The 483-nt window shown below is 53.2% G+C and carries 1 protein-coding gene; it reads left to right on the forward strand.

The genetic code is table 11. The features are described 5' to 3' along the window. The coding region (locus KMS84_RS43825; protein ID WP_256921286.1) for a SprT-like domain-containing protein at positions 1-483 on the forward strand (483 nt) is incomplete at both ends.

Below are 483 nucleotides of genomic sequence, written 5' to 3' on the forward strand. Positions count from 1 at the left end.
GGGCTTACGACTGGTTCAACGAGAAATTATTCGACGGCCAGTTGCCTGGTTGTATTTTCACTTTGCAAAGAAAGGCGAACACATTCGGGTACTTCTCTCCTTCGCGGTTCCTGCGCCGGAACGGCGCGGGGAAAAGCGATGAGATTGCACTCAACTGTGCGTACTTCGCGCATCGTCGTATCGATCAGACCCTTTCGACACTTGCTCATGAACAGGTACATCAGTGGCAGGTTCACTTAGGCACTCCTTCAAGGAGTGGCTACCACAATCGCGAGTGGGCCAACAAAATGAAAGCCATCGGACTGATGCCGTCAGATACGGGTGAACCTGGTGGCAAACAATGCGGCCAGCAGATGACGCACTACATCATTGATGGGGGGCCATTCGCTGTTGCGTGTCAGGAGTTGATCGATCAGGGGGGCATGCTTTCCTGGATTGACGTGGTTACCCATCGGGTAGCCATGTCAGCTACCCAGCTTTATG

Source organism: Streptomyces hilarionis, from assembly GCF_024539675.1.
In the GTDB taxonomy this organism is placed as follows: domain Bacteria; phylum Actinomycetota; class Actinomycetes; order Streptomycetales; family Streptomycetaceae; genus Streptomyces; species Streptomyces hilarionis.